Below are 5,438 nucleotides of genomic sequence, written 5' to 3' on the forward strand. Positions count from 1 at the left end.
GTACTCTTTGTTCTAATGTCTTATTTAAAAGCTCTAACTCTTTCTCTTTTTTCTCAAGATTTTTTTGTAGTTGCACTTCTTTTGTAACATCATAACGAATAGCAATAAACTCTTGTATATCACCTTTGGCATTTAGTATAGGTGTTATAGTAGTATTTAGATATACAGTTTTGCCAGATTTTGTAAGATTTTTTACGGTTGCTTTATATGGTTTTTTACTTAAAATAGTTTCCCATAATATTTTGAAACTAGAAGAACAAACATCAGGATGCCTTACGATGTTATGGTTTTGACCAATTAATTCATCATAAGAGTATCCTGATATTTTGCAAAACTCATCATTTACAAAGGTAATAATTCCATTTATATCTGTTTTTGATACTATATTAGAATTTTCAATTGCATCTTGATAAGTTGTAGTCATATTAGTTGTTTCTTAGTAACTCACAAGCTTCTTTAGCATGATAAGTAATAATCATATTAGCACCAGCTCTTTTAAAACCGATTAATGTTTCCATCATTACTCTTTCATAGTCAATAAGTCCTGCTGCTCCTGCGTTTTTAAGCATAGCATACTCACCACTTACGTTATATACACATAATGGTAAATTTGAAGCATTTCGAATATCTCTAATAACATCTAAAAATGCAAGTGCTGGTTTAACCATTAAGATATCAGCACCTTCTTTTTCATCTTCAAGTGATTCTTCAATAGCTTCAAGTCTATTTGCAGGGTTCATTTGATAAGTTCTTCTATCTCCAAAAGATGGTGTTGATTCAGCAACATCTCTAAATGGTCCATAATATCCACTAGCAAATTTAGTAGAGTAGGCCATAATTGGTAAATTTTCATATCCATTTTCATCTAATGCAGTTCGAAGAGTGCTAATAATTCCATCCATCATTCCAGAAGGTGCAATCATATCAGCTCCTGCTTGTGCGTGAACTATTGCTTGTTGTGCTGAGATTTCTAATGTTTTATCATTATCAACTGTTTGTGTTTTTGGATCTAGAATTCCACAGTGTCCATGGTCTGTATATTCACAAAAACATAAATCTGTAATTACAAACATACTAGGGTGTTTTTCTTTTATAGCTCTTATTGTTCTTGAAATAATACTTTCATTACATAAACACTCACTACCAACTGAATCTTTTACATCTGGAATTGCAAAAAGAATAATTGATTTTAAATTAATACTTACTAAGTAATCACACTCTTTTACAATCTCATCAATACTCATTTGGAATACTCCAGGCATTGAAGAAACCTCTGTTTTAATTCCTTTTCCTTCTCTTACAAATAATGGATATATGAAATCATCACTTGATAAAGTTGTTTCTTGAACTAAGTTTCTTAAAGTCTCGTTTATTCTTAATCTTCTAAATCGTTTAAACATTCTATTTACCTCTTTTGGTTATAATCCGTGAATTATAACAATAATAAGGTTTAAAGACAATGAATATAATACAATCAAATATTGCTAACCTACCTACAAAACACGGAAATTTTAAAATAAAAGCCTATAAAGACGGAAATCAAGAACATTTAGCAATTATGAGTGAAGACTTTAAAAATATCGAAGCTCCATTTGTAAGAGTACACTCAGAGTGCCTAACAGGAGATACTCTTGGAAGTTTAAAATGCGATTGTCAAAATCAATTAAACTTAGCATTAGATTTTATTTCAAAAGAGGGTGGATTAGTAATCTATCATAGACAAGAAGGAAGAAATATAGGTTTACTAAATAAAGTAAATGCTTATTCTTTACAAGATAAAGGAAGAAATACTATTGAAGCTAATATTGAATTAGGTTTTGGAGAAGATGATAGAGATTACAGAGTAGTTGACTATATATTTAAAGATTTAGGAATAAAGCAAATTAAACTTATTACAAATAATCCTAAAAAAATTGAATATGTCGAAGGTATTGGAATTGATATAGTTAAAAGAGTTCCTGCAATCACAGTTACAAATAAACATAATAAAGACTATTTACAAACAAAAAAAGAGCAAATGGGGCATATGCTGTAATGAGTTTAAAACAATTATTAGAAAAAAACAATTTAACTTTTGATGATAAATTTTATGAAGATTGTGAAGTATTTATAAAACTTCTTCAACAATGGGGTAAGATTCATAATCTAAGTGGAAGATTAAGTACAGAAGATATCCAAGAAAATATTTTGGATTCTTTATATCCTTTAACTTTTATAGATAACTATGATAGTTTTGCAGATATTGGTACGGGTGCTGGTTATCCTGGACTTATTATAGCAATAGCAAAAAGAGATATGAAATCATATTTAATAGAACCAAGAATAAAAAGAGTCTCTTTTTTAAATTTTGTAAAAGCATCATTAAAATTAGAAAATTTAACAGTAATTTGTGATAGAGTTGAGAAAGTAAAAGATTTAAGTGTTGATTTAATCACATCACGTGCAGTTACAAATACCTCTTTACTTTTAGATATTACACAAAATATCAAAAAAGAAAATTCATCTTACCTTTTTTACAAAGGCAGTATGCTAAGCGAAGAGATTGAAAATGCACAAATACATGATTGCAAAGTGGTAAATCGAAATGATAGAAATTATCTATATATAAAAGGTGCTAAATGATTTTTAAAATACTAGCAGTTGCAGCTGTACTTTTTTTAGTTTATATTGTGTTTTTCAAAAAGAATAGAGAAAAAGACAATGAAATTATCAATGAAAAAAGAAGAGCTAAAAAGAACCAAGATATACAAGATGAAATGGTAGAGTGTCCTACTTGTAAAACATATATTTCAAAAGATGAAGCTATTTTGAGCAGTGCAAAGTTTTATTGTTCAAAAGAGTGTTTAAATAATAAATAAAAGGGAAACTTATGATATTAATTGGTGATAAAATAGTTCCTTTTGAAGATATATCAAATATAGACTCAATAGAAAATATTAAAGATACAAAAGCAAATTCAACTATAATATTTCGTTATAACGAAGAGATATTATCTTATTGTTTTACAAATACTCTTTCATCTGCTGTAATTGTTACTTCGATTAAAGAAGCAATTTATGCAAATAGCTTAAATGCTAAATATATAATCTGTGAAAAAAATCTTGCAACAAAACTACAAAAAATTGCAGAAAACTATATGTTTGATTCAAAAGTTTTAGCGATTATTTCATCAAATGATGAGTTTGAAGAAATAGCGTTAGCTGAAATTGATGGAATTATTTATAAAAATATTTTAGGATAAAAAATGAAATCAGCACTACTAATTATAATATTATCAATATATTCATTTGCTTGTAGTGGTGATTGTATGTCATGTCATCCCGTACTAAAAGAATCAATCAAAAAACCTCACCACCAAATACTAAACTCTTGTATTCAATGTCATACAAAAGTTCCTGAAGCAATGAGTGAATGTGGAGGAGATTGTTTTGCTTGTCACTCACAAAATAAACTAATCAAATCAGATAGAAAAGAGCACCAAAACCTAAGTACTTGTAAAGAGTGTCATATTAGCAAAGAAGATTTATTTAAAACACCTTTAGGTCTTGATAATAACTCTAACTTATTGCAATTATTAGGTAAATAAGGTAAATCAAAAAATTATAAAAGCTTTATTATCCTAACCAAAAAATAAGGGATGATTCGATAAAATATCTGCTTTTATAATATAAATACACTAGGATAAATGTGAAAGATATATTAGATACAATAATACTTATTATGTTCGTTATTATGGTTGCAATGTTCATTATTAATTTTAATAGACAGCAAATAAAAAAACATACAGATAAAATTGAAGAAAATAAAGATAAGACTACTAACAAGGATACAATAGATGAATAAACCATTATTAATAGAGATTGGTGTTGAAGAATTACCAGCAATTCCATTTTTAAAAGAATTACCAAATATTGAGAAAAAATGGACTGCAATTCTAGAAAAAAACAGATTATTATGTGATTTTGATTTCTACTATACTCCAAGAAGATTAGTACTATGGCATAGAGAATTCCAAGTAGCACAAGAAGATTCAATTGTTGAACAATTTGGAGCACCAGTTAAAATAGCATACAAAGATGGTGAACCAACAGGTGCAGCATTAGGTTTTGCTAAAAAATGTGGTGTTGATGTTTCTAAATTAGAAAAAATTGATCAAGGAAGAGGGGAAGTACTTTACTTTAAAGAAGAAGTTAAAGGTACTGAATCTAAAGCTTTATTAAATGATATGGTAAATGAATTTATCAACTCTTTAAACTTTGGAAAATCAATGAGATGGGCTTCAAGAACAGATTCATTTATTAGACCAATTAGAAGTTTATCTATAATCTTAGGTGAAGAAATTGTTGAGGGTGAATTATTTGGTGTAAAATCTTCTAATTATTCATTTGCACATAGAATGGTATCTTATGAGCCATTTTCATACAACTTTGCAGGAGATTACTTCTGTAAATTAGATAAAAATGGAGTTATTTTATATCCAGATGAAAGAAGAGAAAAAATTCTTTCTCAAATGAAAGATATAGAGCAAAGACATAATGTAAAAATTGATATTGATAAAGAATTACTTGAAGAAGTAGTTGCAATTACAGAATATCCAACAGCATTAATAGGGCAGTTTGATGTTGAATTTTTAGAATTACCAGAAGAAGTAATTGTAACTTCAATGAAAGAACACCAAAGATATTTTGCAGTTTATAAAGATGATAAATTAACAAATAACTTTATTGTTGTATCAAACTCTAAAACAGATGATTTTGGATACATTATTGCAGGAAATGAAAAAGTATTAAGACCAAGATTAGCAGATGGTATGTTCTTTTATAAAAATGATATTGCAAATGGTTTATCAAATGAAGGTCTTAAAAAATTAACATTCGTTGAAGGTTTAGGTTCAATGTATGAAAAATCGCAAAGAGAAGCAAAAATCGCTTCTTATTTAGCAGATATTTTCAATGTAGAACAAAAAGAATTAGTACAAAAAGCTGTAATGTTAAGTAAAGCAGACCTTATGTCTGAAATGGTATTTGAATTTACAGAACTTCAAGGTCTAATGGGTTACTACTACGCAAAAATTGCAGGTGAAGATGAACTTGTTTATACAGCACTTAAAGAGCAGTATTTACCAGATGGAGAAGATTCAGAATTACCATCAAATAAATTCTCATCAATTATTGCATTATCTTATAAATTAGATACTTTAATGGGATTATTCTCAGTTGGAAAAATTCCTACTGGTTCAAAAGATCCATTTGGATTAAGAAGAGCAGCAGCAGGAATCGTAAAAATTGCAATGGAACATAAACTTCCAATTGACCTAGGTAAAATCATCGATGCATTAGCTGATTCTTATACAGGATTAGATAAAAAACAATTAATCGAATTCTTTAATGAAAGATTATTTAAAATCTTTGAAGTTAATCCTTCTGTATTAAAAGCAG

9 protein-coding genes are annotated in these 5,438 nt (G+C 28.0%); 7 read left to right on the top strand and 2 right to left on the bottom strand.

Annotated elements, in window-relative coordinates; translation table 11 throughout:
- Together ACERKK_RS10760 and hemB are read right to left on the bottom strand one after the other, a co-directional pair.
- Positions 1 to 424 (bottom strand): PAS domain-containing protein (locus ACERKK_RS10760; protein WP_373773082.1); only part of this gene is annotated, 424 nt, incomplete at its 3' end.
- Between the two features lies 1 nt (position 425).
- On the bottom strand, positions 426 to 1,400 hold the full coding sequence (gene hemB / locus ACERKK_RS10765) for a porphobilinogen synthase (protein ID WP_373773083.1): 975 nt from the start codon (positions 1,398 to 1,400) through the stop codon (positions 426 to 428).
- A gap of 59 nt (positions 1,401 to 1,459) precedes the next feature.
- Here hemB and ribA point away from each other — a divergent pair, with 59 nt between their 5' ends.
- The 7 genes from ribA to glyS form a co-directional block, all read left to right on the top strand.
- Positions 1,460 to 2,035 (top strand): GTP cyclohydrolase II, encoded by a 576-nt coding sequence (gene ribA, locus ACERKK_RS10770; protein WP_373773084.1) that lies wholly within the window; start codon positions 1,460 to 1,462, stop codon positions 2,033 to 2,035.
- Positions 2,035 to 2,622, top strand: a complete 588-nt coding sequence (gene rsmG, locus ACERKK_RS10775) for a 16S rRNA (guanine(527)-N(7))-methyltransferase RsmG (protein WP_373773085.1) — start codon at positions 2,035 to 2,037, stop codon at positions 2,620 to 2,622. The genes ribA and rsmG overlap by 1 nt, the downstream gene beginning before the upstream one ends.
- A complete protein-coding gene (locus ACERKK_RS10780; RefSeq protein ID WP_373773086.1) occupies positions 2,619 to 2,858 on the top strand; it encodes a PP0621 family protein in 240 nt (79 codons plus the stop codon). The genes rsmG and ACERKK_RS10780 overlap by 4 nt, the downstream gene beginning before the upstream one ends.
- 11 nt (positions 2,859 to 2,869) lie before the next feature.
- Positions 2,870 to 3,241 (top strand): hypothetical protein, encoded by a 372-nt coding sequence (locus ACERKK_RS10785; RefSeq protein WP_373773087.1) that lies wholly within the window; start codon positions 2,870 to 2,872, stop codon positions 3,239 to 3,241.
- 3 nt (positions 3,242 to 3,244) lie between these two features.
- Positions 3,245 to 3,586 carry a hypothetical protein gene (locus ACERKK_RS10790; protein ID WP_373773088.1) on the top strand — a complete coding sequence of 114 codons (342 nt, stop codon included), beginning with the start codon at positions 3,245 to 3,247 and terminating at the stop codon, positions 3,584 to 3,586.
- Positions 3,587 to 3,687: 101 nt separating this feature from the next.
- Positions 3,688 to 3,843: a hypothetical protein gene (locus ACERKK_RS10795; protein ID WP_373773089.1), complete on the top strand. Its 156-nt coding sequence runs from the start codon at positions 3,688 to 3,690 to the stop codon at positions 3,841 to 3,843.
- Positions 3,836 to 5,438, top strand: a 1,603-nt coding sequence (glyS, locus tag ACERKK_RS10800; RefSeq protein ID WP_373773090.1) for a glycine--tRNA ligase subunit beta, incomplete at its 3' end; no start/stop codon positions are given. The genes ACERKK_RS10795 and glyS, both read left to right, overlap by 8 nt.

The organism is Poseidonibacter sp., from assembly GCF_041821165.1.
Classification (GTDB): domain Bacteria; phylum Campylobacterota; class Campylobacteria; order Campylobacterales; family Arcobacteraceae; genus Poseidonibacter.